The sequence below is a fragment of the Vreelandella rituensis genome (assembly GCF_003336665.1).
Classification (GTDB): Bacteria; Pseudomonadota; Gammaproteobacteria; order Pseudomonadales; family Halomonadaceae; genus Vreelandella; species Vreelandella rituensis.
The window spans coordinates 1-1134 of sequence record NZ_QPIJ01000151.1 but is presented as its reverse complement, the minus strand read 5'-3'; the positions used below and the strand labels follow the sequence as shown (position 1 = coordinate 1134).

1 protein-coding gene and 1 pseudogene are annotated in these 1134 nt (G+C 57.2%); both read right to left on the bottom strand.

Going from position 1 to position 1134, the window contains the following annotated elements; genetic code table 11:
* Positions 1-509: 509 nt before the first annotated feature.
* Positions 510-635, bottom strand: a complete 126-nt coding sequence (locus DU506_RS22650) for a hypothetical protein (RefSeq protein WP_268877361.1) — start codon at positions 633-635, stop codon at positions 510-512.
* Positions 636-707: 72 nt separating this feature from the next.
* A pseudogene (locus DU506_RS21860) lies at positions 708-1134 on the bottom strand (hypothetical protein); the annotation flags it as partial.

Genomic DNA, 1134 nt, shown 5'->3' with positions numbered 1-1134 from the left:
GGCCTTGCGGAAGAAATTCAGCCGATCTATGAAATGACTCATGGTCGATCTCCAGGCACCTCGAAAATTTTTTGTTACCTGCCGGGCAGGTTCCATGGCATCGAGTGTGAGGGAACGACCCGCGGATTACTGCGTGATTACCTCCATATACACCCTCTCTACCTCCAAGGGGATAGATACCCGACACCAGGGGGATAAGCCGAGAACCCAGGCATCCAAGGGATAAAAGGAAAGCGGCGGCACGAGCGTGCCGAGAGGAGATGGCAGGAAGAGAGTAAGCGGCCATTCGCGCTACGCGACTCAGGAAGAGGTATTACATGCTTTTAGATAAGCATCATCCTCCGAGACAGGCCACTCGATGACCACCGGCTCATTGGGGCACGGGATCGTGAGACGAATGTGGTTCGTCGTGTGCGATGAAGGCATGGTCGATGGTGAGGCGCTCGCCATAGGCACCGGCACAACCACCGGTGCATCGCGCTGGCAGGCTGTACGGATCCACTTATGACCTAGTTTGGCATTCGGGCGATGCGCCAGAGCAACAGAGGCGCCAGGGTGCTGGCGATCCTGGCCTTGAATACGGAGGTGAAGCAGCGACGCTTGCGACGGGCTTCCAGCATGCTTAAGTCATTCATAGTAGGAGTTCACCTACCAATAAGTGGTGGACACCTACTCTCAGGGATTTCGAGAACCTTCGATAGATGGGCTCAACGACCGGTTACAGAGAGGCAAGCGGAGGGGTTGGCATGGTCCCACAGCATCAGCAACATGCAGACGATCAAGGCGCCATACAGGAACATGAAGCCAGCGGTACGAATGCCAATCCATTCGTTGCCCAGCACGAACATCAACGGCACCACGGCCGCAAACAGACTCCCCAAGGTCACCGCCAGGCCACCGACCGACGCCATTTGATGGGCATGGTCCCGGTATATCAGGCGCATCAGGCTGCCCTTGCCAATGCCCATGGCGGTACCCATGACCACCAATAAGAACACGAAGACCGGCAAGGAGGTACTTACGTGCACCATGACGTCGCCGTGGACCCCCTCGATGCGCATCTCGAACGAGGGGTAGGAAAGCAAGAACAGACAGGCCAGCACGCAGGCGCTCACCCACCAGCGCAACGTCCGA

Excerpts from the sequence above, each read along its gene's own strand:
- DU506_RS22650 (WP_268877361.1), bottom strand. The coding sequence starts at position 635 with ATGAATGACTTAAGCATGCTGGAAGCCCGTCGCAAGCGTCGCTGCTTC.